The organism is Halomonas sp., assembly GCF_014859505.1.
Classification (GTDB): Bacteria; Pseudomonadota; Gammaproteobacteria; order Pseudomonadales; family Halomonadaceae; genus Halomonas.
The window spans coordinates 38,465-62,582 of sequence record NZ_JACUUD010000005.1 but is presented as its reverse complement, the minus strand read 5'-3'; the positions used below and the strand labels follow the sequence as shown (position 1 = coordinate 62,582).

The following is a 24,118-nucleotide window of genomic DNA, read 5'->3' as shown; positions in this document are numbered from 1 at the left end:
CTCGTTCACCTCCACGGCGATGCGGCGACCGGCGAGCCCCAGGGACTCGACCAGCGCGGCCACCGTGAGCTCGGGCGCCAGGGTATGCGCCTCGCCATTGAGCTGAATCTGCATGGCGTTCTCTCTGCGCTCTCGTTGATGTCGTTGCCGGCGTGGCGTTTACTACCGGGCCCGCCGCCCAAGTCACACGGCGGGTGGAAATTGCGGCCCACCATTGTAGCCGAGTCCGCCCGGGCGGGGTACGGTGGCGGCCATGACGCGACATGAGGAAAACAGGATGCAGGACCGAGGCTGGTGGCTGGGGGCGGCGCTCTCCGGCGCCGTGGTGGTGATGGCCGGGGCCTTCGGCGCCCACGCCCTGGAGGGGCAGCTCGCACCGCGCCTGGCGGCGGCCTTCGAGACCGGGGTGCGCTACCAGGCCTGGCACACCCTGGCGCTGCTTGCCGTGCTGGCCTGGCGCGCCGCGGTCCCCCTGGCGGGACAGCGGCTGGCCATGGGCCTGTGGGCGGCGGGCATGCTGCTCTTCTCGGGCTCGCTCTACGCCATGGCGCTGACCGGCCTGAGGGGCCTTGGCATGATCACGCCACTCGGCGGGGCGCTGATGATCGCCGGCTGGCTGGCGCTGGCCGGCGCGGTGCTGCGCGCACCGAAGGGCTGACACCGACCTGATCGACGCGGTGCTGCGGGAACCGCGGGCCTTAGCCCGCTCAGTCGCGGTCCGGCAGGGCATAGGTGGCGGTGACCAGCGCCACCGGCTCCTCGTCGCCGGCAGAGAAGAGCTGCACCTCTCCCACCGCCAGGCGCCGGCCCAGCTTGAGGATTCGCGCCGTGGCGATGATGTCGCGGTCGCCCCGCGGACGGCGCAGGAAGCGGCAGTGCAGGTCGCTGGTGACCGCCATGGGTTCGGGACCGATCTGGGCCAGGATCGCCACATAGAGGCAGACATCGGCCAGCCCCATCAGGGTGGGACCGGAGACGCTGGCGCCGGGACGCAAGTGGTCGTCGTCGATGGCCAGGCTCATGGTGGCGCGCATGTGATCGACGGCCTCGATGGTCCCGATACGCTGAGGAAAGACCTCGTCGAGAAAGTCCTCGATGGTAGCGGCGGTCATCACGGTCATCGGGGGGCTCCTTGCAGTGGATGGGGCGAATTGACGCTGGCGTCAACATAACCGAAAGCGCCCCGGGCAGATACCCGGGGCGCTCTGGTTCACGATAGGCCGCGCCGGCCTGCTCGATGGCTGGTTACTTCGCCTTGTGCACGGCGCGCCAGTGGTGCAGGAGCGGCTCGGTGTAGCCGGAGGGCTGCACACGGCCCTTGAAGATCAGGTCGCTGGCGGCCTGGAAGGCGCTGGAGCCCTCGTAGTCGGCGCTCATCGCGGTGTAGGTAGGGTCGCCCGCGTTCTGCTGGTCGACCACCTTGGCCATGCGCTTCAGGGTCTCCTGAACCCGCGCGGCGTCGACCACGCCGTGGTGCAGCCAGTTGGCGATGTGCTGGCTGGAGATCCGCAGGGTGGCGCGGTCCTCCATCAGGCCCACATCGTGGATGTCCGGCACCTTGGAGCAGCCCACGCCGTGCTCGACCCAGCGCACCACGTAGCCGAGGATGCCCTGACAGTTGTTGTCGAGCTCCTGCTGCAGCTCCTCCTCGGACCAGTTGGCCTCGGCGACCACCGGCACGGTGAGCAGGTCATCCAGGAGCTTTTCCAGAAGGGCAGGCTCGCCCTGGGCCTCCAGCTCGCGCTGAATGGCAGTGACATCCACCTGGTGGTAGTGCAGAGCGTGCAGGGTAGCGGCGGTGGGCGAGGGCACCCAGGCGGTGTTGGCGCCGGCCTTGGGGTGGCCGATCTTCTGCTCCAGCATGGCGGCCATCAGGTCGGGCATGGCCCACATGCCCTTGCCGATCTGGGCACGGCCGCGCAGCCCGCAGGCCAGGCCGACCTGCACGTTGTTCTTCTCGTAGGCCTGGATCCAGGCGGCGCCCTTCATGTCGCCCTTGCGGATCATCGGGCCCGCCTCCATGGCGGTGTGCATCTCGTCGCCGGTACGGTCGAGGAAGCCGGTGTTGATGAAGACCACACGGGAGGCGGCCTCATTGATGCACGCCTTGAGGTTGACGGTGGTGCGGCGCTCCTCGTCCATGATGCCCATCTTGAGGGTGTCGCGGGACATGCCCAGCAGGTCCTCGACGCGGCCGAACAGCTCGTTGGAGAAGGCGACCTCCTTCGGGCCGTGCATCTTCGGCTTGACGATGTACATGGAGCCGGTGCGGGAGTTGCGCGGCTCGCCTTCACCCTTCTTGAGGTCGTGCAGGGCGATCAGGCCGGTGAGGATGGCGTCGAGGATGCCCTCGGGCAGTTCGTTGCCATCGGCGTCGAGCACCGCCGGGGTGGTCATCAGGTGGCCGACGTTGCGCACGAACATCAGCGAACGACCCGGGAGGGTCAGGGTGCCGCCATCCGGGGTGGTGAACTCGCGGTCGGCATGCAGGCGACGGGTGATGGTCTTGTCGCCCTTCTCCACCTGCTCTTCCAGGTCGCCCTTCATCAGGCCCAGCCAGTTGCCGTAGACGCCCACCTTGTCCTCGGCGTCCACCGCGGCCACGGAGTCCTCGCAATCCATGATGGTGGTCAGCGCCGCCTCGACCACGAGATCCTTGACGCCGGCCGGGTCGGTCTTGCCGATGGGGTGGCTCGGGTCGATCTGGATCTCCAGGTGCAGCCCGTGATTGACCAGCAGCACCGAGTCGGGGCTGGCCGCCTCGCCGGTATAGCCCACCAGCTTGCCGGGATCCTTGAGGCCGGTCTCGCGGCCGCCCTCCAGGGTCACCACCAGATGGCCGTCACGCAGGGCATACTTGACGGCGTCCCGGTGGGAGCCGGTGGCCAGCGGGGCAGCGCGATCCAGCATGCCGCGGGCATAGGCGATCACCTTCTCGCCGCGCTTGGGGTTGAAGCTCGTGCCCTTCTCGGCACCGCCCTCCTCGGAGATGGCATCGGTGCCGTAGAGGGCATCGTAGAGGCTGCCCCAGCGCGCATTGGCGGCGTTCAGCGCGTAGCGGGCGTTATTCACCGGCACCACCAGCTGCGGGCCGGCCTGGACGGCGATCTCGCGGTCGACCTGGGCGGTGGTCACCGCGACCTTGGCCGGCGCCTCGACCAGGTAGCCGATCTCCTTGAGAAAGCCGCGATAGGCGGCCATGTCCCCCACCGGGCCAGGGTTTTCGCGGTGCCAGGCGTCAAGCTGCTCCTGCAGGCGATCGCGCTCGGCGAGCAGTTCGTGGTTCCTCGGGGTCAGATCATGGAAGAGGGCATCGACGCCCACCCAGAACGCTTCGGCATCGACGCCGGTGCCCGGAAGTGCCTGTTCGCTGATGAAGCGGTCCAGTTCGGCGGCCACCTGAAGGCGATGGCGAGTGACACGTTGGGTCATGGTGGATCTCCTCGTGCTTGGCAGTCGGCGGGTCGCATGCCAGGCTGCCGGGACAGGGGTGAAGTGACTGCGTAACTCCAATTTTGTGGAAAATACTTCCATATGTAAACACGCAAAGCGCCGGGATCGCACGCAGCTAGACCAAAAGATAAGTCAGGGGCGGACGAGGCGCCCGCTTTCCATGGTGTCGGCCCACGCTTGGGGCTAGCATTGCCGGGCGCCGCGGAGGATACGATGAGCGACTTCACCCCACTCCAGGCGCTGGGTACCGTACGGCTGGTCACACCGGCTGCGCCGGAACTCGGCGATGACCACCTGGAACGCTACCTGGGCCACTACGGACTGGCGCCCCTGCTCGCCGAGCATGTGGGGCTGCACGTGGGCTATGTGGATGCGAGCAACTTCCGCCTCTGGACCCAGGTATGGAGCCCTGCCGAGCCGGTCGGCACCGCCTTCGTGGTGCACGGCTACTTCGACCACCTGGGGCTATACCGCCACCTGCTCGAGCGTCTGCTCGACCGCAACTGGCGAGTGGTGCTGTGGGATCTGCCCGGCCACGGCCTCTCCAGTGGGGCTCGCGCCTCCATCGACGACTTCGATGACTATGGCGGCTGCCTGCGCGCCCTGCAGCGGCATCTGGAAGAGGCGGGCCTGGCCCCGCGCCCCTGGATCGGCGTGGGCCAGAGCACCGGGGCGGCGATCCTGGCCACCGATGCCCTGACCCGCGGTGACGATGGCCACTGGGCCGGCCTGGCCCTGCTGGCCCCCCTGGTGCGCCCCTGGGGCTGGAACCAGTCCAGCTGGCTGCACCTGCTGGTGGGGCCGTTCGTACGCTCCATCCCGCGCAAGTTCCGCGCCAACTCCACCGATGCCGAGTTCGCCGACTTCCTGCGCGATGGAGACCCGCTGCAGACCGACCGCGTCGCCATCGGCTGGGTCAGCGCCATGCGCCGCTGGATGCCCCGGCTGCTTGCCCTGCCCCCCAATCCGGTGAAGACCCTGATCCTGCAGGGCGAACAGGACCTGACGGTGGACTGGGAGTGGAACCTGGCCGTGCTGGCGCGCAAGTTCCCCAATGCCGAGATCCACCGCCACCCAGAGGCGCGTCACCATCTGGTCAACGAGGCGGAACCGATTCGCCGGTCGCTCTTCGATACCCTGGATCGCTTCATCGACTCCCTCGAGCCCACCGCCTCCCAACAGGAGACCGACCCCCCATGAACGCTCGCCACCTCTTCCCGCTGGCCCTGCCGCTGCTGCTGCTCGGTTGTGCCGCCGCCCCCGACCGTCCCGAGACCCTGCGCCAGGCGCTGCTCAACCTGGGCGAGCGCGCCGCAAGCCGCGTGATGGGGGCCCCCGCCCTGCCACAGCCGCCCGCCGACCAGGTGCTGCTGCTGGCGGCCCCGGAGGTGAACGGCGAACTCGGCATCGGCCAGGAACGCTTCCGGGAGAGCCTGACACGGGCCCTGCTGGCGGTGAGCGATGGCCCCCAGGTGCTGGACTGGACCGAGAGCATGGGCACCGGGGGCGGCGCCAATCAATGGCGCCTGGAGAGCCGCCTGATGGCCGATGGCCCTCGCCTGCGGCTCTCGGATCGAGAGCTGCTGCCCTATCGGCTGACCCTGGTGCTGCGCCGTCCGGACGGCGAATCGGTGATGTGGGAGGAGAGCCTGCAGGGCGCCCTGGACGCCTCGGCGCTGTAGCCGCGCCTCTGCTCTCCCTTCTGTCCCTTTTCTCCCTTCATCCCTTGAGCAGCCGATCCAGCTGGCGATAGCCGATCGCCTCGATCAGCTGCTCCCGGGCCGGCTTCGGCTGGCCCGCCAGGTCGGCCAGGGTCAGCGCCACCCGCAGCACCCGGTGGTAGGCTCGCGCCGATAGCCGGAGCCGCTCCAGTACCTGCGCCAGCCAGGCCCGGTCGGCGCCGGCGAGGTCGCAGGCCGCCTCCAGCTCCCGCCCCGCCAGGTGCGCATTGAGCGCCCCCCGCGCCAGCTGCCGCTCCCGGGCGGCTACCACCCGCCGGCGCACCGTCGCCGAGTCCTCGCCGGTCACGGCCGCAGTGAGCTGCTCCGGCGGCAGCGCCGGCACCTCCACCTGCAGATCGATGCGATCGAGCAGCGGCCCGGAGAGCCGCGCCTGGTAGCGTTGGATCTGGGCCGCGGTGCAGTGGCAGGCCTGGCGGGGATCGCCCAGGTGGCCACAGGGACAGGGGTTCATGGCCGCCACCAGCTGAAAACGGGCCGGAAATCGGCGTTGATGGCTGGCCCGGGCGATATGGATCTGCCCCGACTCCATGGGCTCGCGCATCACCTCCAGCACATGTCGGGAGAACTCCGGCAGCTCATCGAGGAACAGCACCCCGTTATGAGCCAGGGAGATCTCCCCGGGGCGGGGCCTCGAGCCGCCGCCCACCAGGGCCACGGCGCTGGCGGTGTGGTGCGGCGCCCGAAAGGGCCGCCGCCCCCACTCGGCGGCCAGCGGCAGCCCGCTGACCGAACGCACCGCCGCCACCTGCAGGGCCTCGTCGTCGGTGAGGGGCGGCAGGATGCCCGGCAGGCGGCTGGCCAACATGGTCTTGCCCGTGCCCGGAGGCCCGGCGAACAGCAGGTTGTGTGACCCGGCGGCGGCCACCTCCAGGGCACGGCGCGCCTGGTACTGGCCGCGCACCTCGGCGAGGTCGGGCAGCGATGTGGCCGTCTGCGGCGGGCGCGACAGGCGGTGGGGCACGATGGGCGTCTGCCCCAGCAGGTGGGCGACCACCTCGAGCAGGTGGTCCGCGGGCAGCACCTCCAGATCGCCGGCCAGCGCCGCCTCGTCGGCGTTGGCCCGGGGCACGATCAGCCGGCGCCGGGCACGCCGCGTGGCCATGGCCAGGGGCAGCATGCCGACGATCGGGCGCAGGCCGCCATCCAGGGCCAGCTCGCCGACGCTCTCGGTGCCTTCAAGGGCATTCGGGGGCAACTGCCCCGAGGCCAGCAGCAGCCCCAGCGCGATGGGCAGATCGAAGCGGCCGCCCTCCTTGGGCAGGTCGGCGGGCGCCAGGTTGAGGGTGATGCGTCGCAGGGGGTAGTCGAAGCCGGCGTTGAGCAGGGCGCTGCGCACCCGCTCGCGGCTCTCCTTCACCGCCGTCTCGGGCAGACCGACCAGGGTCATCCCCGGCAGGCCGTTGGCCAGGTGAACCTCCACCTGCACCTCGGGGGCCTCGAGGCCGAGGCCCGCACGGGTATGGACAATCGCCAGCGTCATGGGCGTTCCCTCGCCTGGAGTCTTGCCTTCAGGCTAGCCCAGGGGACGCCGGAGCGCCCGGCAGGCTCAGCGGCCGGCCTCGCCGCCGCCGGCATCCTCCTCGTGGGCTTCGGAAGCTTCGGGAGCCGCCGCCGACGCCGCCGGCACCTCGGCGGTGCGCTCCTCGATCAGCGTCTCCAGCGCCGCCACCTGCTGCTCCAGTGCCTCGACGCGGGCGCGGGTGCGCTGCAGGACATCCATCAGGATGTCGAAGTCCTCCCGGGAGACCAGCTCCAGGCGATCGAAGGCGCCCTTCACCACCTGCTGAATCCCCTTCTGCACCTCTTCCGGCGCCTGGGAAGCGCCCTGCAGGCGCTCGCCGATCTGCTGGGCCAGTCGGCTGATACGGTCATGGCTCACCATGGGTCTCTCCTGAACGTGTGAATGCTGGCTACAGGATACGCATGGTCCGCCGCGAACGCATGCCCTGCCAATGCGCCAGGATGGCGCGCCTGCACCATGACCCAGCACCAGCACGGTGCAAGCGTCCCGCCCCCCTTCCCCAGGGGACCGGCCATGAGGCCGAAAATACAGCCCAATAAGCTGTTTTCAAATGAATTTGCCAGTTGTTGGCATGTTTGGCGCACAAGCAGGACATGCGGCCGCCGTGCCGATACCCAACGCAACCGGGGAGACAAGGGATGAAACTCATCACCGCCATCATCAAGCCATTCAAGCTGGACGACGTCCGCGAGGCGCTGGCCGACAACGGCGTCCAGGGCATCACCGTCACCGAGGTCAAGGGCTTCGGCCGCCAGAAGGGCCATACCGAACTCTATCGCGGCGCCGAATACGTGGTGGACTTCCTGCCCAAGGTCAAGGTCGAGGTCGCCGTGGACGACAGCCGCCTGGAGACCGTGCTGGATGCCATCTGCGGCGCCGCCAACAGCGGCAAGATCGGCGACGGCAAGGTCTTCGTGACGCCGCTGGAAGACGTCATTCGCATCCGCACCGGTGAACGCGGCGCCGACGCCGTTTGATCGTTTCCTGCCCCTGGAGAGACTGCCATGAGTGAACTGACCGAGCTGAGCTATGCGCTCGATACCTTCTACTTCCTGATCTGCGGCATCCTGGTAATGTGGATGGCCGCCGGCTTCTCGATGCTCGAGGCCGGCCTGGTACGCTCCAAGAACACCGCCGAGATCCTCATCAAGAACGTGGCCCTGTTCGCCATTGCCTGCACCATGTACCTGCTGGTGGGCTACTACATCATGTACTCGAGCCCCGAGGGGGGCATCCTGCCCAACCTGGGCTTCCTGCTGGGCGCCGAGAACAGCGCCGATGCGGTGCTGGCCGGCGGCGATGATGCCCCCTACTACTCCATGCGCGCCGACTATTTCTTCCAGGTGGTGTTCGTGGCCACCGCCATGTCCATCGTCTCCGGAGCAGTGGCCGAGCGCATGAAGCTATGGGCCTTCCTGGCCTTCGCCGTGGTGATGACCGCCGTCATCTACCCGGTCTCCGGTTTCTGGACCTGGGGCGGCGGCTGGCTCGACGCCGCCGGCTTCTCCGACTTCGCCGGCTCCGGCATCGTGCACATGGCAGGCGCCGCCGCGGCCCTGGCCGGCGTGCTGATCCTCGGACCCCGCAAGGGCAAGTACGGCAAGGATGGCAGCATCTATGCCATCCCCGGCGCCAACCTGCCGCTGGCCACCCTGGGCACCCTGATCCTGTGGATGGGCTGGTTCGGCTTCAATGGCGGTTCGGAGCTCAAGGTCTCCGACATCGACTCGGCCAACAACGTCGCCCAGGTGCTGGTCAACACCAACGCCGCGGCCGCCGGTGGCGTGATCGCCGCACTGATCCTGGCCAAGCTCTGGTTCCGCAAGGCCGACCTGACCATGACCCTCAACGGCGCCCTGGCCGGCCTGGTGGCCATTACCGCCGAACCCCTGGCCCCCTCCGCGTTGAGCGCCGCCCTGATCGGCGCCGTGGGTGGCGTCATCGTGGTGGTCGCCATCGTGAGCCTGGACAAGCTGAAGCTCGACGACCCGGTGGGCGCCATCTCGGTGCACGGCGTGGTCGGCATCTGGGGCCTGCTGGCCGTGCCGCTGACCAACGGCGACGCCACCTTCGGCGCCCAGCTGCTCGGCATCGTCGGCATCTTCGCCTGGGTCTTCATCGCCAGCCTGATCGTCTGGGTGATCCTCAAGGCGGTGATGGGCATCCGCGTCAGCGAGGAAGAGGAATACGAGGGCGTCGACCTGGCCGAGTGCGGCATGGAGGCCTACCCCGAGTTCAGCGTCGCCAAGAAGTGATGGCGGCGCCCACCGAGTGAGCTGGCGTGCTCCTCCTGGCCCCTTCGGGGGCCTTTTTTCATCCCGGCCAACGCGGTGTATGCTAGAGGGCGATCAGGCGCATGCGGGTGGCTCGGCCACCGTACCGAACAGACGAGGAGTCCGACCATGAAACTGGTGACCGCCATCATCAAGCCCTTCAAGCTCGACGACGTGAGGGAATCCCTCTCGGAGATCGGCGTTCAGGGTATCACCGTGACCGAGGTGAAGGGCTTCGGCCGCCAGAAGGGCCACACCGAGCTCTATCGCGGCGCCGAGTATGTGGTGGACTTCCTGCCCAAGGTGAAGCTGGAGGTGGCTGTGGACGACGACATGGCCGAGAAGGTGATCGATGCCATCACCAGCGTCGCCAACACCGGGAAGATCGGCGACGGCAAGATCTTCGTCACGCCGCTGGAGCAGGTGATCCGCATCCGGACAGGTGAAACCGGCAAGGACGCCGTCTGACGGCTGCAAGCCAGGGCTCAATCCTCAGGCCCATCCAGACAGAACCCCCGATGCCCTGGCATCGGGGGTTCTGTCTGGTGCTTGCGCCTTGTCGCTCGCGACCTATTTCTCCACGAAGGCCCGCTCGATGACGTAGTCGCCGGGCTCACCCATGCGCGGGGAGATCTTGAAGCCCAGGTCGTCGAGCACGGCGCTGGTCTCGTCGAGCATGGCCGGGCTGCCGCAGATCATGGCGCGATCCTGCTTGGGGTCCATGGGCGGCAGGCCGGTGTCCTCGAACAGCTTGCCGCTGCGGATATGGTCGGTGAGGCGCCCCATGGTGGGGAACGCCTCGCGGGTCACCGTGGGGTAGTAGATCAACTTTTCCTTGATATCGTCGCCCAGGTACTCGTGGGCCGGCAGCTCCCTCTGGATGAAATCGGCGTAGGCCAGCTCGCTGACACTGCGTACGCCGTGCACCAGCACCACCTTCTCGAAGCGCTCGAAGACCTCCGGATCCTGGATCAGGCTCATGAAGGGCGCCAGGCCCGTACCGGTGGAGAGCATGTAGAGGTTGCGACCCGGCAGCAGGTCATCGGTGACCAGGGTGCCGGTGGGCTTGCGGCTGACCATGATCTGGTCGCCCACCTTGAGGTGCTGCAGCCGAGAGGTGAGCGGGCCATCCGGCACCTTGATGCTGAAGAACTCGAGGTGGTCCTCGTAGTTGGGACTGGCGATGGAGTAGGCGCGCATCAGCGGCTTGCCGCCCACTTCCAGGCCGATCATCACGAACTGGCCGTTCTTGAAGCGCAGGCTGCGCTCGCGAGTGGTTCGGAAGCTGAACAGGGTGTCATTCCAGTGATGAACACTGAGCACCTCTTCCAGGGCAAACTTGCTCATGCCGACTCCTTGTATTCCCGAAAGACCTATAGTTCAAAAAGGAATAAATGACTGGGTAATATTTACATTGAATTCTAAGGGAAGGCGCGTTATCTGTTAAATGGATTGTATGGATAACCCTTATTCATCACCTTGATATAGATCACTGGAGCCCTCGAGATGCGTTTCACCCTGCGCCAGCTGGAGGTCTTCGTCGCCGTGGCCCAGCACGAGAGCGTCTCCCGGGCGGCCCGAGTCCTGTCGCTCTCCCAGTCCGCGGCCAGCACGTCCCTGGCCGAGCTGGAGCGCCAGTTCGACTGCCAGCTGCTGGATCGCATCGGCAAGCGCCTGAAACTCAACGCCCTGGGCTTCCAACTGCTGCCCAAGGCGGTGGCCCTGCTCGACCGCGCCGAGGAAGTGGAGGGGCTGCTGCGCGGCCGCCAGGGCATCGGCACCCTGGATGTGGGCGCCACCCTGACCATCGGCAACTACCTGGCCACCCTGCTGATCGGCGACTTCATGCAGCGCTTCCCCGGCAGCCGGGTGCGCCTGGCGGTGCGCAACACCCGCGCCATCATCGAAGGGGTACGCCACCATGAGCTCGATCTGGGTCTGATCGAGGGCCACTGCGAGGCGGAAGACGTTATCACCCAGCCCTGGGTGGAGGACGAGCTGGCGGTCTTCTGCTCGCCCCGCCACCCCCTGGCCGGGGCCGGCGAGGTAGAGCTGGAGCGACTGCTGCGCGAGGCCTGGATCATGCGCGAGCAGGGCTCCGGGACCCGCATGACCCTGGAACAGGCCGCCCGCCACCGCCGCGGCCGCTTCAACGTGCTGCTGGAACTGGAGCACACCGAGGGCATCAAGCGCGCCGTGGAATCGGGACTGGGGATCGGCTGCGTGTCGAAGCTGGCGCTGCGCGACGCCTTCCGGCGTGGCAGCCTGGTGCCCATTCCCACCCCGGAACTGGACCTGAGCCGCCAGTTCGCCTTCATCTGGCACCGCCACAAGTACCTGGCCACCGGCATGCGTGAGTTCCTCAAGCTGTGCCGACAGATGACCGAGGGCATCACCCGCAGCGACCAGATTGCCCTGCCCCCGGTGCCCTGAGCCACCGGCTGGGGGCCACCCGGGTCAGCAACGGTAGCGGGCCCGGCATCTCTGCCGGGCCCGCGGGGAAGCCGAGACGAGGGCGCGGTCTCAGCGCATATCGCTGACCGCCTCCTGGATGTCTTCGAGGCTGGACTTGGAAAGGTCCTTGGCCAGGGAGTGGATGACCAGCTTGGTCGTAGGGCCGTCGAGCTTCTCCCGCAGCTGACCCAGGAAGCGCGGCGGCGCCACCAGGATCAGCTTCGCCATGGTGTTGTCGACGCGGGCCCGGTAGAGACGTTCGGCCACCTCCTTGGCAAAGATCGTCTCCTCATGGGTGCGGGCGGTGCTCTCACCGCCGGTGGAGCGCGACGTCGTCGACATCGATTCATGCACATCGGCACCACGGTCCGTCACCAGGTCGCCCTCATGCAAACGGCTGGCCGCATGCACTAGGCTGTCCTGCTCGACCAGCTTGAGCGCGTCGCGAGTGAAGATCCGCGCCCTTGCGGCGTCTGCCACCACGATATAGGTCGTCATAGCCACTCCTTGATGCAGGTTCTTCCGAAACCGGGGCCACGGGCCACGGCCGTACACCTCACTGAACAACACTCCCTCAACATTGGCAAGCGACCGGGGCCCGGTCAACCTGCCAGGCCTGCTCGGCAGGAGGAACTGCACCGTCGTATGATCTGGGGTAGCATACGAAGTAGTCATCGAACCGGTCACCGCATGCCGAACGCTCCCCTCACCGCTCGACAACCTCGCCGTAATCGCTACCTGCTGATGCGCCACGGCCACAGCGAGGCCAACGCCAACGGCCTGATCATCAGCCGCCCGGAGCGGGGCCTCGCGGGCTTCGGGCTCTCGCCACGAGGCCATGCCCAACTCGAAGGCCTGCTGGCCGACTGGCGCTGGCCGCTACCCGACCGCCTGCTGCACTCCGATTTCCGCCGCACCACCGAGACGGCCGAGTGGATCGGCCGGCACTTCGGCCTCCTTCTTGCTCCCCATGCCGGGCTTCGCGAGCGCAGTTTCGGCGACCTCGAAGGCCTCTCGGACGACCGCTATCCCGACATCTGGGCCCTGGACGCCAACGACCCGCGGCATCGGGCCTTCGGCGTCGAGAGCGTCACCCGCGTGGCGGATCGCATGCTTGCCGTGATCGCAGCTCTGGAAGCCGAGACTCAGGGGGAAACCATCCTGCTGGTGAGCCACGGCGATCCGCTGCAGATCCTGCTCACCGCTTTGGAGGAACGCCCGCTGAGCGCCCATCGCGACCGCGAACCGCTCGCCCCGGCCAGCATCACGATGCTTTCGTGACGTTCTCGTGATCCTCTCGTGACGCTCGGGTCGATGGCCACCATGGCTGCAGCCGAGCCCCATCTGGGGTAGCATCCGACCTGGACCGGCAGGGATGCCGGCGCGCCTCATCGCCAAGATGTGCTTCCGGGAGGACCCCGATGCAACAGTTCCTGTTTCCCCGCCGCCCGCTGTCCCGCGGCACCCTGCTCTTCTGTCACCTGCTGATGCAGCTCGGCCTCGCGGCCGGTGCCGCCCTTTGGCTGGCGCCCCGGACTCCCTGGCTCGCCCCGCTGGGCTGGGCCGAGGCCTGGCCAGCGTTGTCCCTGGGCGGCGGCCTGTGGCTGCTGGCCACGGTGGCCCTGAGGCTGGTCGCCGAGCTGTTGCTGCTGCCCCACCACCTGGCAGGCAGCCTGGGCGCCGGGCCGGTGATCACCCGCTCCTGGGAACGCCGCCCCGCGGTGCATGATTCCAATGCCGCCTGGACCAGCGACGCACGGGCGATGGACACCGACGACAGCACGGTCGGCACGGCCAGGGTGCGCCATCCCGCCGAGCGGCTGCGCCCCCGCGAGCCCTCGCTGGATCTCGGCGAGGGCATGCCGCGGGAGTCCGAGCGCTAGCCTGAGCGCGACGCTCAGTGGCCGAGAATCTGGCTGAGAAACAGCTGGGTGCGCTCGGACTGGGGAGCGTTGAAGAAGGGCTCAGGGGCGTTCTCCTCGATGATCTGACCCTGGTCCATGAAGATCACCCGATCGGCCACGGTCTTGGCGAAGCCCATCTCGTGAGTCACGCAGAGCATGGTCATCCCCTCCCTGGCCAGTTCGACCATGACGTCGAGCACCTCCTTGATCATCTCCGGGTCCAGCGCCGAGGTGGGCTCGTCGAAGAGCATCACCTCCGGGTGCATGCACAGCGAGCGGGCGATGGCCACCCGCTGCTGCTGGCCACCGGAGAGCTGGCCAGGGTATTTCAGTGCCTGCTCGGCGATCTGCACCCGCTCCAGGTACTGCATCGCCTGGGCCTCGGCCTCGCGGCGAGGCCGCTTCTGCACCCACATGGGCGAGAGGCAGCAGTTCTCCAGCACCGTCAGATGCGGGAAGAGGTTGAAGTGCTGGAAGACCATGCCGACGCTGCGTCGGATCTGCTCGATGCGCTTCACGTCCTGGGTCAGCGGCACGCCACCCACCACGATCTCGCCCTGCTGATGCTCCTCCAGGTGGTTGATGCAGCGGATAAGCGTCGACTTGCCGGACCCCGAGGGGCCGCAGATGACGATGCGCTCGCCGCGCTTCACGGTGAGGTCGATATCCCGCAGCACATGGAAGTCGCCGTACCACTTGTTGACGCCACGCATCTCGACCATCGGGGTCTCGGCGCCGGCCTGGGACTGGGTTGCCTGTTCACTCATTGTCGTTATTCCTCGATTCGGGTGGCGCCGCTGCCTACCGTTTGTGGCCGGTGTGCAGTTTCCTCTCCAGGTACTGGCTGTAGCGCGACATGCTGAAACAGAAGATCCAGAACATGAACGCAGCAAACACGTAGCCCTCCAGGGCGAAGCCCAGCCAGCGGGAATCGGACAGCGCCGCCTGGACGATGCCCAGCAGGTCGAAGAGCCCGATGATCATCACCAGGGTGGTGTCCTTGAACAGCGAGATGAAGGTGTTGACGATGCCCGGGATCATCATCTTCAGCGCCTGGGGCAGTACGATCAGCCCCATGCGCTGCCAATAGCCCATCCCCAGCGCCGCGGCGGCCTCCTCCTGCCCCCGGGGAATCGCCTGCAGGCCCCCGCGGATCACCTCCGCCATGTAGGCGCTCTGGAACAGGGTGATGCCGATCAGCGCCCGCACCAGGCGGTCGACGCTGACCCCGGTGGGCAGGAACAGCGGCAGCATCACCGAGGCCATGAATAGGATGGTGATCAGCGGCACGCCGCGCCAGAACTCGATGAAGACCACGCAGAAACTCTTGACGATGGGCATCTCGGAACGGCGACCCAGCGCCAGCAGGATGCCGATGGGCAGGGCCGCCACCATCCCCACTACGGCGAGGATCAGGGTCAGCATCAGCCCGCCCCAGCGATGGGTCTCCACCAGCCGCAGGCCGAAATAGCCGCCGTAGAGCAGCACGTAGGCGACCACCGGGAAGACCAGCAGCGTGACGACGGCGACCCAGCGCTTGAAGGGCAGCCGCGGGATCGCCAGCCAGGCGATCAGCACCGCGAAGCTGGCGAAGACGATGTTCACCCGCCACAGTTCGTCGCGGGGATAGAGTCCGTAGATGAACTGGGTCAGGCGGGCATTGACGAACACCCAGCAGGCACCCTCCCGGGAACAGTCGTCACGGCTGGTACCGATCCAGTCGGCGTTGATGAAGGCCCACTGGATCGTCGGCGTCAGCAGCACGTAGAGCAGGTAGAAGCCCAGCAGGGTGAACACGGTGTTCACCGGGCCGCTGAACAGGTTGGCTCGCAGCCAGGCCAGCGGGCCTATGCTCAGTCCCGGTGCCGGCCTCTCCTCGATCATCTTATCTCGAATCGTCATGGCGCCTCTCCTAGCGTTCGACCAGCGCCACGCGGGCGTTGAACCAGTTCATGAACGTCGACACCAGCAGGCTGATGGTGAGATAGACCGCCATGGTCATGGCGATCACCTCGATGGCCTGCCCGGTCTGGTTGAGGGTGGTGCCGGCGAAGACCGAGACCAGATCCGGGTAGCCGATGGCGGTGGCCAGCGAGGAGTTCTTGATCAGATTGAGGTACTGGCTGGTGAGCGGCGGGATGATCACCCGCAGGGCCTGGGGAATCACCACCAGCCGCAGCACCAGCCCCTGGGGCAGGCTCAGCGACTGGGCCGCTTCGGTCTGGCCATGGGGGATCGCCTGGATCCCCGAGCGCACGATCTCCGCGATGAACGAGGCCGTGTAGATGGAGAGCGCCAGCCACAGGGCCAGGAATTCCGGAATCACCGTGATGCCGCCGCTGAAGTTGAAGCCGCGCAGTTCCGGCACGTCCCAGGTCACCGGCACCCCGGTCAGTACCAGCACCACCAGCGGCAGCCCGACGATCAGCGCCAGAGAGATCCAGCCTGCCGGCAGACGCCGGCCGGTGGCCGCGTGGCGGCGCCGGTTCCAGATCACCAGGGCGATGCTGGCGACCACGGCGACGGCCAGCGCCAGCGGGATCAGGCCGAAGCCGGACTCGAAGAGCGGCTCCGGCAGGAAGAGGCCGCGCACGTTGATGAACACCGCCTCGCCCAGGGAGATGCTGTCCCGGGGGCTCGGCAGGGTCCGCAGCACGGCGAAGTACCAGAAGAAGATCTGCAGCAGCAGAGGAATATTGCGGAAGGTCTCGATATAGACATTCGCCAGACGGGCAATCAGCCAGTTGGGTGACAGCCGGGCGATGCCAACGGTGAAGCCGATGATCGTCGCCGCCAGCACCCCGAGGGCCGAGACCAGCAGGGTATTGAGCAGCCCCACCAGGAAGGTACGGCCGTAGGTGCTCTGTGAGGAGTAGTCGATCAGGCTCTGGACGATACCGAAGCCCGCGGTGTTGTTGAGAAAGCCGAAACCGGTGGTGATCCCCCGCTGGGCGAGGTTCGCCTGGGTATTGCCGATGATGAAGATCAGGAAGGCGGCCACGGCGGCCACCAGCAGCAGCTGGAAGATCAGCGCCCGCTTGGCGCGATCGCGCCAGAACGGGGGGCGTGGGCCCGCGGGGCGGCGGGCCGGGTGTCGAACGGACATGGGAAGTCTCCGCCTGGATCCGTCAAGCAGGATTCACGCCGGCCGCCCCGGATCTGCCGGGACGGCCAGCGGGGAAGGTGCCGGGGCGAGGGGTGCCGCCCCGGCCTCCGGGCTCAGCGGATCGGCGGAGCGTACTGGATGCCGCCGTCGCTCCACAGCGCGTTGATGCCGCGCTCGATCTCCAGCGGGGAGTCCAGGCCGACATTGCGCTCGAAGCTCTCGCCGTAGTTCCCCACCTGCTTGACGATCTGGTAGGCCCAGTCGGCGGAGAGGCCCTTGCCCTCGCCGTAGTTGCCGTCCTGGCCGAGCAGGCGCGCGATATCGGGATCCTCGGACTCGAGCATCTCGTCGACGTTGTCGCTGGTGATGCCCATCTCCTCGGCATTGAGCATGGCGAACAGCGACCACTTCACGATGTTGAACCATTGGTCATCGCCCTGGCGAACCACCGGGCCCAGCGGCTCTTTCGAGATGATTTCCGGCAGGATCATGGAGGCGTCCGGCTCGGAAAGCTGGATGCGCAGTGCGGCGAGCTGGGAGGTATCTGAGGTGAGCACGTCGCAGCGGCCGGCTTCGTAGCCGCCCACAGTCTGCTCGGAGGTATCGAAGACGATGGGGTCGAACTCCATGCCGTTGGCACGGAAGTAGTCGGCCACGTTGAGCTCGGTGGTGGTGCCGGACTGCACGCAGATCGCCGCCCCGTCGAGCTCCTTGGCGCTGTCGATGCCCATCTCGGTGTGGATCATGAAGCCGATGCCGTCGTAGAAGTTCACACCGGCGAAGTTGAGGCCCAGGGTGGTGTCGCGGGTGGTGGTCCAGGTGGTGTTGCGGGAGAGTATGTCCACCTCGCCGGACTGCAGCGCGGTAAAGCGCTCCACGGCATTGAGCGAGACGTAGCGCACCGCCTCGGCGTCGCCGAACACCGCGGCCGCCACGGCACGGCAGACGTCGACGTCCAGGCCCTGCCACTCGCCCGCGTCATCCGGGGCCGAGAAGCCGGGCAGGCCGTCACTGACGCCGCACTGCACCGCTCCCCGGTTGCGAGTCTCCTCCAGGGTGGAGGCCTGAGCGACGCCGGCCGCGGCCAGGGTCAGGGCGCCGGCGGAGGCCAGCAGCATCAGCTTGTTCTTCTTGTTCAGCATGGGGATCGTCCCTCGCTAGATGAAATCGTTGTCCATTATCAAGACGTGCAGGAGCACGTCACTGGACACTAGCAAAGATCGTTCCAACCTGGTTAGCCCACCGTGATCGCGCCATTTCAACGCAAGCGGCAGCCGCCACGCCCGGGTGGCACGCACCGTTTCGGGCGGCCCCGCGGGGCCATTCACCATTCGGGTGCATGAGCGGACGGGGTCGCCTGGGGCTCAGCGCAGCCAGCGCCGGAATCCGGCCAGCAGCAGCATCGCGAACCCAGCACCCAGGGAGTTGGCCAGGATATCGGCCCAGTCGCCTCCGCTGCGGCCCGGCACCGGGATCTGGGCAACTTCGATGGCGATGCCGTAGAGCACGGCGATCAGGAAGGCGAGTGGCAGGCGCACCCCGGCCAGGCCGATCAGGCCGGCCAGGCCCGCGTAGCCGATGAAGTGGTTGGCCTTGTCCCAGGGCAGGTTCGAGGGCATCTGGCTGCCCGGCGTCAGGCTGCCCAGGGCGATGGCCAGCGCCCCCACCACGGCCAGCGCCGCCCACAGGCGGCGCCGGTCATGCAGGCGCTGGAGCCAACCGACACCGGCCACCTCAGCCATGCTGGATCTGGCGGTGGTAGGCAGGGCTCAGCTCGTGCAGCGCTTCCATGAAGGCGGTGACCCGCTCCGGGTTGGTGAACTGGCTGATGCCGTGGCCCAGGTTGAACACATGGCCGGGCCCCTGGCCGTAGCTGTCGAGGATCCGCGCCACCTCGGCGCGGATCGCCGCGGGACGGGCGAAGAGCACGTTGGGGTCCAGGTTGCCCTGCAGGGCCACCTTGTGACCGACCCGAGCGCGGGCGTCGGATAGCTCCGTGGACCAGTCGAGACCGACGGCGTCGGAGCCCGCCAGGGCGATGTCCTCGAGCCACTGGCCGCCGTTCTTGGTGAACAGGATCACCGGCACGCGCCTGCCGTCGTGCTCGCGGATCAGGCCGGCGACGATCTGCTCCATGTAGCGCAGCGAGAACTCCAGGTAAGCCGGGGTGGAGAGCGCGCCGCCCCAGGTGTCAAAGATCTGCACGGCCTGGGCGCCGGCGCGGATCTGGGCGTTGAGGTACTCGGTGACGGCCGCGGCCAGGGTGTCGAGCAGGTCATGCATCACGCTGGGCGTGTCGTAGAGCATGGTCTTGACGTGACGAAAGTCCTTGCTGGAGCTTCCCTCCACCATGTAGGTGGCGAGCGTCCAGGGACTGCCGGAGAAGCCGATGAGCGGCACTCTGCCGTTCAGCTCGCGGCGGATGGTGGAGACCGCCCGCATCACGTAGTCGAGATCACGCTCGGCATCGGGTACGGCGAGCGCCGCCACATCCTCGGCGCTGCGCACCGGCTTGCGGAACTTGGGTCCCTCGCCGGTCTCGAAGTAGAGTCCCAGCCCCATGGCGTCGGGGATGGTGAGGATATCCGAAAAGAGGATCGCGGCGTCCAGCGGATAGCGCTCCAGGGGCTGCAGGGTCACCTCGCAGGCCAGGTTCTGGTTGCGGCAGAGATCCATGAAGTTACCGGCCTCGGCCCGCGTGGCACGATATTCCGGCAGGTAGCGGCCGGCCTGACGCATCATCCACACCGGGGTCCGATCCACAGGCTGACGCGCCAGGGCGCGCAGAAAGCGATCATTCTTGAGTTCCATGCAGGCGGTCATCCACGGGAAATGTGGTCCATATTGTACCCGATTGGCGCGCGCGGAGCTGCGGTCGTGAGACGCGCCAGGCTTCCTGCTAGAATAGACCCCCACCCGCCGGCACCGCCCTGCCGTGTCCATAGCAGGTCCTGACACCGAGGTACCCCGTGACGATTCGCTTCATCGCCGCCTCCCGGCTGCCCACCCCCTGGGCCACCTTCACCATGCATGGCTTCGAGGATGAGGCCACCGGCAAGGATCATATTGCCCTGAGCCTGGGCGACCTGAGCGACGGCGAGCCGGTGCTGGGTCGGGTCCACTCCGAGTGCCTGACCGGCGATGCGTTGTTCTCCATGCGCTGCGACTGCGGCTACCAGCTCCAGGAGGCCCTCAAGCGCATCGCCGACGAGGGCCGCGGGGTGCTGCTCTACCTGCGCCAGGAGGGACGCGGCATCGGCCTGCTCAACAAGATCCGCGCCTACCATCTCCAGGATCTGGGCGCCGATACCGTGGAGGCCAACGAGCAGCTCGGCTTCGGCGCCGACCTGCGACGCTATGACCTCTGCGTACCGATGCTCGAGCACCTGGGCGTCGCATCGCTTAGACTGATGACCAACAACCCGCGCAAGGTCGAGGCCCTGACCGATGCCGGCGTGCAGGTCGTGGAACGGGTCCCGCTGACCACCGGCCTGAACCCCCACAACGAGCACTACCTCTCCACCAAGGCCGGCAAGCTCGGCCACATGATGGCGCTGGGCGACTTCACCCAGGCCAGCGACGTGGACATCGAACGCAAGCCCTGAGGATGGCTCCCTTGCCGCGCTCGGGGCCACCCCTGACCGGGGAGGAGATCCGATGAACCGCCCATCCTGCGAACCGGACACCCCCTTCAGCGTCACCGAGGAGTGGTTGCACAGCATCAGCCACGGCATCGGCGCGGTGCTGAGCCTGGCCGGAGCCACCGTTCTGCTGGTGCTGGCCAGCCTGGCCACCCATGTCGACCCCTGGAAGCTCGCCGGCATCGGCCTCTATGGCACCAGCCTGGTGCTGCTCTACACCGCCTCGACGCTCTACCACGGCGTCCGCCATCCACGCCTCAAGCGACTGTTCCAGCTGCTGGACCACTGCGCCATCTACCTGCTGATCGCCGGCACCTACACCCCCTTCCTGCTGGTCAACCTGCGGGGCCCCACCGGCTGGACGCTGTTCGCCGTGGTATGGACCCTGGCGCTCGGGGGCATCGCCTGCAAGCTGCTCTGGCCTCACCGCTTCGCGGCGCTCCGTGTCGGCATCTACCTGCTGATGGGCTGGCTGATCCTCTTCGCCGGCGGCGATATGACCGAGCGACTGCCGACCACCGGCCTGCTCCTGCTGGTCGCCGGCGGCCTCACCTACACCCTCGGCGTGCTCTTCTACGCGATCCGCGCGATCCCCTTCAACCACGTCATCTGGCACCTGTTCGTGCTTGGCGGCAGCGCCTGCCACTACTTCGCGGTCTATACCGCCGTACTGCCCTTCGGCGCCTGACCCCGGACAGGCGACCGCCCCGTTCCTATTGTCGAGGAGACGGGGCGGAGTGATGGCGCCGATGCATCAGGCGAGGAGCGTCGGCGAGAGAGCTTCAGCCCAGCCGGGCGCGGATCGCCGCCTGGATGCCCTCGGCATCCAGGCCGCATTCGGCCAGCAGTTCGGCGGGCTTGCCATGCTCGACGAAGGCGTCGGGCAGACCCAGGTTGAGCACCTCCGCCTTCACCCCCTCGGCGGCCAGCAGCTCATTGACCGCGCTGCCCGCACCGCCGGCCACCACATTCTCCTCCAGGGTCACCAGCAGGTCGTGGTCCGCCGCCGCGGCCAGCACCGCCTCGCGGTCCAGCGGCTTCACCGAGCGCATATTGAGGTGGCTGGCATCCAGTGCCTCGGCCACCCGGGCGGCCGGGGTATTGAGGCTCCCGAAGGCCAGCAGGGCCACGCGATGCCCCGTCTCGGCGCCGCTCTCGCGGCGCCTCTCGGCCTGGCCGATGGCGATGGGCTCCAGGTGGGCGGGGATCTCGACACCCGGGCCGGTGCCCCGGGGATAGCGCACCGCGGCGGGGCCGGGGTGGTGATAGGCGGCGCTAAGCATGGCGCGGCACTCCGCCTCATCGGCCGGCGCCATCACCACCATTCCCGGGATACAGCGTAGATAGGAGAGATCCAGGGCACCATGGTGGGTCGGGCCGTCCTCGCCGACCAGGCCGGCGCGGTCGATGGCGAAGGTGACGTCGAGTGCCTGAACGGCCACATCGTGGATCAGCTGGTCGTAGCCGCGCTGCAGGAAGGTCGAGTAGATCGCCACCACCGGCTTCATGCCCTCGCAGGCCATGCCGGCGGCCAGGGTCACGGCGTGCTGTTCGGCGATGGCCACGTCGAAGTAGCGCTCCGGGTACTCCCGCGAGAAGCGGATCAGATCGGAGCCTTCGCGCATGGCCGGGGTGATGCCGATCAGACGCGGGTCGGCGGCCGCCATGTCGCACAGCCAGTCGCCGAACACGTTGCAGTACTTCTTCTTCGGTGGGGAGGGCTTGCTTGCCGGCGGGCTGGCGGGCTTGAGCGGCGGCGGCATGTCGCCATTCTTCTCGAGCTTGGTGATGGCGTGGTAGCCGATGGGGTCCGCCTCGGCGGGCATGAAGCCCTTGCCCTTGCGGGTCTTTACATGCAGGAACTGCGGACCCTGCAGGTCACGCATGTTATGCAGGGTCTCGACCAGCAGCGGCAGGTCGTGGCCGTCGATGGGGCCGATGTAGTTGAAGCCCATCTCCTCGAACAGCGTGGCCGGACTGACCATGCCCTTCATGTGCTCCTCGGTGCGCCGCGCCAGTTCCAGGGCCCCGGGCAGATGGGAGAGCACCTTCTTGCCGCCCTCGCGCATGGTGAGGTAGGGCGTGCTGACCAGGATCCGCGCCAGGTAGCTGGCGATGCCGCCGACATTCTCCGAGATCGACATCTCGTTGTCGTTGAGCACCACCAGCAGGTTGGCGTCCACATGGCCGGCGTGGGCCAGGGCCTCGAAGGCCATGCCCGCGGTCAGGGCACCGTCGCCGATCACCGCACAGGTGCGGCGCTGCTCGCCCTTGGCGCGGGAAGCCAGCGCCATGCCCAGCGCCGCCGAGATGGAGGTGCTGGAGTGGCCCACCCCGAAGGTGTCGTACTCCGACTCTCCGCGCCGTGGAAAGGCCGCCAGGCCACCGTAGTGCCGAATATTCGTCATCGCCTCGCGGCGCCCGGTGAGGATCTTGTGAGGATAGGCCTGGTGGCCCACGTCCCACACCAGGCGGTCATGGGGGGTCTCCAGCGCCTGGTGCAGGGCCACGGTGAGCTCCACGACGCCGAGGCCGGCCCCGAAGTGCCCCCCGGAGACCCCCACGCTGTAGAGCAGGTAGGCACGCAGCTCGTCGGCCACCTGCGCCAGCTGCGCGGTGGACATGGCGCGCAGCGCGGCCGGAGTGTCCAGGGTGTCGAGCAGCGGCGTGGCCGGACGCTCGGCGGGAATCTCGTCGAACAGCTTCATGGAGTCATCTGTCGTGTCAGTGGTCGCGCTCGATCATGTAGCGAGCCAGGGCCTTCAATGGAGCGGCGCCTTCGCCCAGCGGGGCGAGGGCCGCCACGCCCTCCTCCACCAGGGCGCGGGCGCGGGCTCGGGCGCCCACAAGGCCCAGCAGGCTCGGATAGGTGGGCTTGTCGCGGGCGGCGTCCGCCCCGGAGGCCTTGCCCAGGGTGGCGGTATCGCCGGTCACATCAAGCACATCGTCGTGGATCTGGAAGGCCAGGCCGATGGCCCGGGCGTAGTCGTCCAGGGCGGCCAGTCGCGGATCGCCTTCGGCCGCGGCGGCCAGGCCGCCGAGACGCACCGAGGCGCGAATCAGCGCACCGGTCTTGTGGCCATGCATGGTGGCCAGCGCCTCGGCATCAGGGTGGCCCCCCACGGCGGCCAGGTCCAGCGCCTGGCCGGCCACCATGCCGTCGCGGCCGGCGGCCTGGGCCAGCGTGCGGATCATCGCCGGCAGGTGCGGGTGGCTGGCGCACGCCAGCACCTCGAAGGCCAGTGCCTGAAGGGCGTCGCCGGCCAGGATCGCCGTGGCCTCGTCGAAGGCCTTGTGCACCGTAGGCTGGCCGCGGCGCAGGTCGTCATCGTCCATGGCCGGCAGGTCATCGTGGACCAGAGAGTAGGCGTGTACCAGCTCGATGGCCATGGCCGGGGCGTCGAGGGCGGCGTCCTCGGCCCCCAGGGCGCGACCGGCGGCATAGACCAGCACCGGCCGCAGCCGCTTGCCGCCCACCAGCACGCCGTGGCGCATGGCGGCATCCAGCCGCGGCACCGCAGCACCTCGCTCGCCGAACAGCGCCTGCAGCCGGGCATTCACCCGGGCGCGATCCACGGACAGGCCGGCAGCCAGGGTCTCAGGGTTCACTCTCGTCCTCCACGGGCGACGCGAAGGGCGCCAGGGCCATGCCGCCCTCGGCACCCTCGGTCAGGGTACGCACCCTGAGCTCGGCCTCGTCAAGGCGGCGCTGGGCGTCGCGGGTCAGTCGGATGCCCTCCTCGAAGGCGGCCAGGGACGCCTCGAGCGTGAGTTCACCGGACTCCAGGCGCTCCACCAGGCGCTCCAGGCGCTCGACGGTGCAAGCGAAGTCGACCGCTTGCGCCTCTTCGCCCTGTTGGCCATCGGGCCGCTTCCTGCGCTCAGCCATCGATCTCCTCGCCTCGCTTGCGCCTGATCCGGCATCTCGAAAGGTGACAGTATACACACTCCCCCCCCGGGGTCGTCTGCCCCGCGGCCTGAGGACCTTGACTTGCATGGCGTTCATCATGGCAGCGCAGCATT

At 67.9% G+C, this 24,118-nt stretch carries 27 protein-coding genes; 11 read left to right on the top strand and 16 right to left on the bottom strand.

The features are described 5' to 3' along the window. Window positions 1-114: MoaD/ThiS family protein (locus IBX53_RS01645; RefSeq protein WP_367171534.1), on the bottom strand; the 114-nt coding region annotated here is incomplete at its 3' end. Between the two features lie 163 nt (window positions 115-277). Here IBX53_RS01645 and IBX53_RS01640 point away from each other — a divergent pair. Further along, entirely contained in the window at window positions 278-658 is a 381-nt protein-coding gene (locus tag IBX53_RS01640) for a DUF423 domain-containing protein (RefSeq protein ID WP_290904351.1), read from the top strand. A gap of 49 nt (window positions 659-707) precedes the next feature. Here the strand turns inward: IBX53_RS01640 and IBX53_RS01635 are convergent, their stop codons facing one another. Further along, entirely contained in the window at window positions 708-1,121 is a 414-nt protein-coding gene (locus tag IBX53_RS01635) for a PaaI family thioesterase (protein ID WP_290904347.1), read from the bottom strand. Between the two features lie 124 nt (window positions 1,122-1,245). Continuing rightward, complete coding sequence (locus IBX53_RS01630; protein ID WP_290904344.1) at window positions 1,246-3,432, bottom strand: malate synthase G; 2,187 nt, start codon at window positions 3,430-3,432, stop codon at window positions 1,246-1,248. A gap of 234 nt (window positions 3,433-3,666) precedes the next feature. Here IBX53_RS01630 and IBX53_RS01625 point away from each other — a divergent pair, with 234 nt between their 5' ends. Together IBX53_RS01625 and IBX53_RS01620 are read left to right on the top strand one after the other, a co-directional pair. Beyond that, window positions 3,667-4,653 carry an alpha/beta hydrolase gene (locus IBX53_RS01625; RefSeq protein WP_290904341.1) on the top strand — a complete coding sequence of 329 codons (987 nt, stop codon included), beginning with the start codon at window positions 3,667-3,669 and terminating at the stop codon, window positions 4,651-4,653. After that, window positions 4,650-5,135 carry a hypothetical protein gene (locus IBX53_RS01620; RefSeq protein WP_290904338.1) on the top strand — a complete coding sequence of 162 codons (486 nt, stop codon included), beginning with the start codon at window positions 4,650-4,652 and terminating at the stop codon, window positions 5,133-5,135. The genes IBX53_RS01625 and IBX53_RS01620 overlap by 4 nt, the downstream gene beginning before the upstream one ends. 37 nt (window positions 5,136-5,172) lie before the next feature. Here the strand turns inward: IBX53_RS01620 and IBX53_RS01615 are convergent, their stop codons facing one another. Beyond that, the gene (locus tag IBX53_RS01615; protein WP_290904335.1) at window positions 5,173-6,675 is read right to left on the bottom strand and encodes a YifB family Mg chelatase-like AAA ATPase; all 1,503 of its coding nucleotides are present in this window, start codon (window positions 6,673-6,675) and stop codon (window positions 5,173-5,175) included. A gap of 66 nt (window positions 6,676-6,741) precedes the next feature. Then, complete coding sequence (locus IBX53_RS01610) at window positions 6,742-7,077, bottom strand: accessory factor UbiK family protein (protein WP_290904333.1); 336 nt, start codon at window positions 7,075-7,077, stop codon at window positions 6,742-6,744. 278 nt (window positions 7,078-7,355) lie between these two features. On the opposite strand from IBX53_RS01610, the gene IBX53_RS01605 reads away from it, so the two are divergent. The 3 genes from IBX53_RS01605 to glnK all read left to right on the top strand — a co-directional run bounded on the left by IBX53_RS01605 (window position 7,356) and on the right by glnK (window position 9,458). Then, the gene (locus IBX53_RS01605; protein ID WP_119023403.1) at window positions 7,356-7,694 is read left to right on the top strand and encodes a P-II family nitrogen regulator; all 339 of its coding nucleotides are present in this window, start codon (window positions 7,356-7,358) and stop codon (window positions 7,692-7,694) included. A gap of 27 nt (window positions 7,695-7,721) precedes the next feature. Beyond that, a complete protein-coding gene (locus IBX53_RS01600) occupies window positions 7,722-8,972 on the top strand; it encodes an ammonium transporter (RefSeq protein ID WP_290904327.1) in 1,251 nt (416 codons plus the stop codon). A gap of 147 nt (window positions 8,973-9,119) precedes the next feature. Next, window positions 9,120-9,458, top strand: coding sequence for a P-II family nitrogen regulator (gene glnK, locus IBX53_RS01595; protein ID WP_089677271.1), 339 nt, complete (start codon window positions 9,120-9,122; stop codon window positions 9,456-9,458). A 102-nt stretch (window positions 9,459-9,560) separates the two neighbouring features. On the opposite strand, the gene IBX53_RS01590 is transcribed toward glnK, so the two are convergent. After that, window positions 9,561-10,337, bottom strand: coding sequence for a ferredoxin--NADP reductase (locus IBX53_RS01590; protein WP_290904301.1), 777 nt, complete (start codon window positions 10,335-10,337; stop codon window positions 9,561-9,563). Window positions 10,338-10,496: 159 nt separating this feature from the next. On the opposite strand from IBX53_RS01590, the gene IBX53_RS01585 reads away from it, so the two are divergent. Next, window positions 10,497-11,423 carry a LysR family transcriptional regulator gene (locus IBX53_RS01585; RefSeq protein WP_290904299.1) on the top strand — a complete coding sequence of 309 codons (927 nt, stop codon included), beginning with the start codon at window positions 10,497-10,499 and terminating at the stop codon, window positions 11,421-11,423. Window positions 11,424-11,513: 90 nt separating this feature from the next. Here the strand turns inward: IBX53_RS01585 and IBX53_RS01580 are convergent, their stop codons facing one another. Further along, window positions 11,514-11,942: a host attachment protein gene (locus IBX53_RS01580; RefSeq protein ID WP_290904296.1), complete on the bottom strand. Its 429-nt coding sequence runs from the start codon at window positions 11,940-11,942 to the stop codon at window positions 11,514-11,516. 192 nt (window positions 11,943-12,134) lie between these two features. Between IBX53_RS01580 and IBX53_RS01575 the strand changes: the two genes are divergently transcribed. Together IBX53_RS01575 and IBX53_RS01570 are read left to right on the top strand one after the other, a co-directional pair. Continuing rightward, a complete protein-coding gene (locus IBX53_RS01575; protein ID WP_290904293.1) occupies window positions 12,135-12,725 on the top strand; it encodes a histidine phosphatase family protein in 591 nt (196 codons plus the stop codon). Window positions 12,726-12,865: 140 nt separating this feature from the next. Beyond that, entirely contained in the window at window positions 12,866-13,327 is a 462-nt protein-coding gene (locus tag IBX53_RS01570; protein WP_290904290.1) for a hypothetical protein, read from the top strand. 14 nt (window positions 13,328-13,341) lie between these two features. Here the strand turns inward: IBX53_RS01570 and IBX53_RS01565 are convergent, their stop codons facing one another. The 6 genes from IBX53_RS01565 to hemE form a co-directional block, all read right to left on the bottom strand. Beyond that, complete coding sequence (locus tag IBX53_RS01565) at window positions 13,342-14,070, bottom strand: amino acid ABC transporter ATP-binding protein (RefSeq protein WP_290904357.1); 729 nt, start codon at window positions 14,068-14,070, stop codon at window positions 13,342-13,344. A 79-nt stretch (window positions 14,071-14,149) separates the two neighbouring features. Further along, complete coding sequence (locus IBX53_RS01560) at window positions 14,150-15,250, bottom strand: amino acid ABC transporter permease (RefSeq protein WP_290904287.1); 1,101 nt, start codon at window positions 15,248-15,250, stop codon at window positions 14,150-14,152. A gap of 10 nt (window positions 15,251-15,260) precedes the next feature. Next, window positions 15,261-16,454: an amino acid ABC transporter permease gene (locus IBX53_RS01555; RefSeq protein WP_290904284.1), complete on the bottom strand. Its 1,194-nt coding sequence runs from the start codon at window positions 16,452-16,454 to the stop codon at window positions 15,261-15,263. A gap of 113 nt (window positions 16,455-16,567) precedes the next feature. Continuing rightward, a complete protein-coding gene (locus IBX53_RS01550) occupies window positions 16,568-17,596 on the bottom strand; it encodes an amino acid ABC transporter substrate-binding protein (protein WP_290904280.1) in 1,029 nt (342 codons plus the stop codon). A 222-nt stretch (window positions 17,597-17,818) separates the two neighbouring features. Further along, window positions 17,819-18,196 carry a VanZ family protein gene (locus IBX53_RS01545; RefSeq protein WP_290904277.1) on the bottom strand — a complete coding sequence of 126 codons (378 nt, stop codon included), beginning with the start codon at window positions 18,194-18,196 and terminating at the stop codon, window positions 17,819-17,821. Beyond that, on the bottom strand, window positions 18,189-19,265 hold the full coding sequence (gene hemE, locus IBX53_RS01540; protein ID WP_290904275.1) for a uroporphyrinogen decarboxylase: 1,077 nt from the start codon (window positions 19,263-19,265) through the stop codon (window positions 18,189-18,191). Before hemE ends, IBX53_RS01545 begins: the two co-directional genes overlap by 8 nt. A gap of 158 nt (window positions 19,266-19,423) precedes the next feature. Here hemE and ribA point away from each other — a divergent pair, with 158 nt between their 5' ends. Both ribA and IBX53_RS01530 read left to right on the top strand, forming a co-directional pair. After that, complete coding sequence (gene ribA, locus IBX53_RS01535) at window positions 19,424-20,059, top strand: GTP cyclohydrolase II (protein WP_290904272.1); 636 nt, start codon at window positions 19,424-19,426, stop codon at window positions 20,057-20,059. Between the two features lie 52 nt (window positions 20,060-20,111). Beyond that, entirely contained in the window at window positions 20,112-20,783 is a 672-nt protein-coding gene (locus IBX53_RS01530; protein WP_290904269.1) for a hemolysin III family protein, read from the top strand. Window positions 20,784-20,877: 94 nt separating this feature from the next. Here IBX53_RS01530 and dxs read toward each other — a convergent pair whose 3' ends face one another. Genes dxs through IBX53_RS01515 form a run of 3 tightly spaced genes read right to left on the bottom strand, consistent with a single transcriptional unit; the run spans window position 20,878 to window position 23,984 of the window. Then, window positions 20,878-22,803, bottom strand: a complete 1,926-nt coding sequence (dxs, locus tag IBX53_RS01525; protein WP_290904266.1) for a 1-deoxy-D-xylulose-5-phosphate synthase — start codon at window positions 22,801-22,803, stop codon at window positions 20,878-20,880. Window positions 22,804-22,819: 16 nt separating this feature from the next. Beyond that, window positions 22,820-23,704, bottom strand: coding sequence for a farnesyl diphosphate synthase (locus tag IBX53_RS01520; protein WP_290904263.1), 885 nt, complete (start codon window positions 23,702-23,704; stop codon window positions 22,820-22,822). Beyond that, entirely contained in the window at window positions 23,694-23,984 is a 291-nt protein-coding gene (locus tag IBX53_RS01515; RefSeq protein WP_290904260.1) for an exodeoxyribonuclease VII small subunit, read from the bottom strand. Before IBX53_RS01515 ends, IBX53_RS01520 begins: the two co-directional genes overlap by 11 nt. Window positions 23,985-24,118 lie beyond the last annotated feature (134 nt).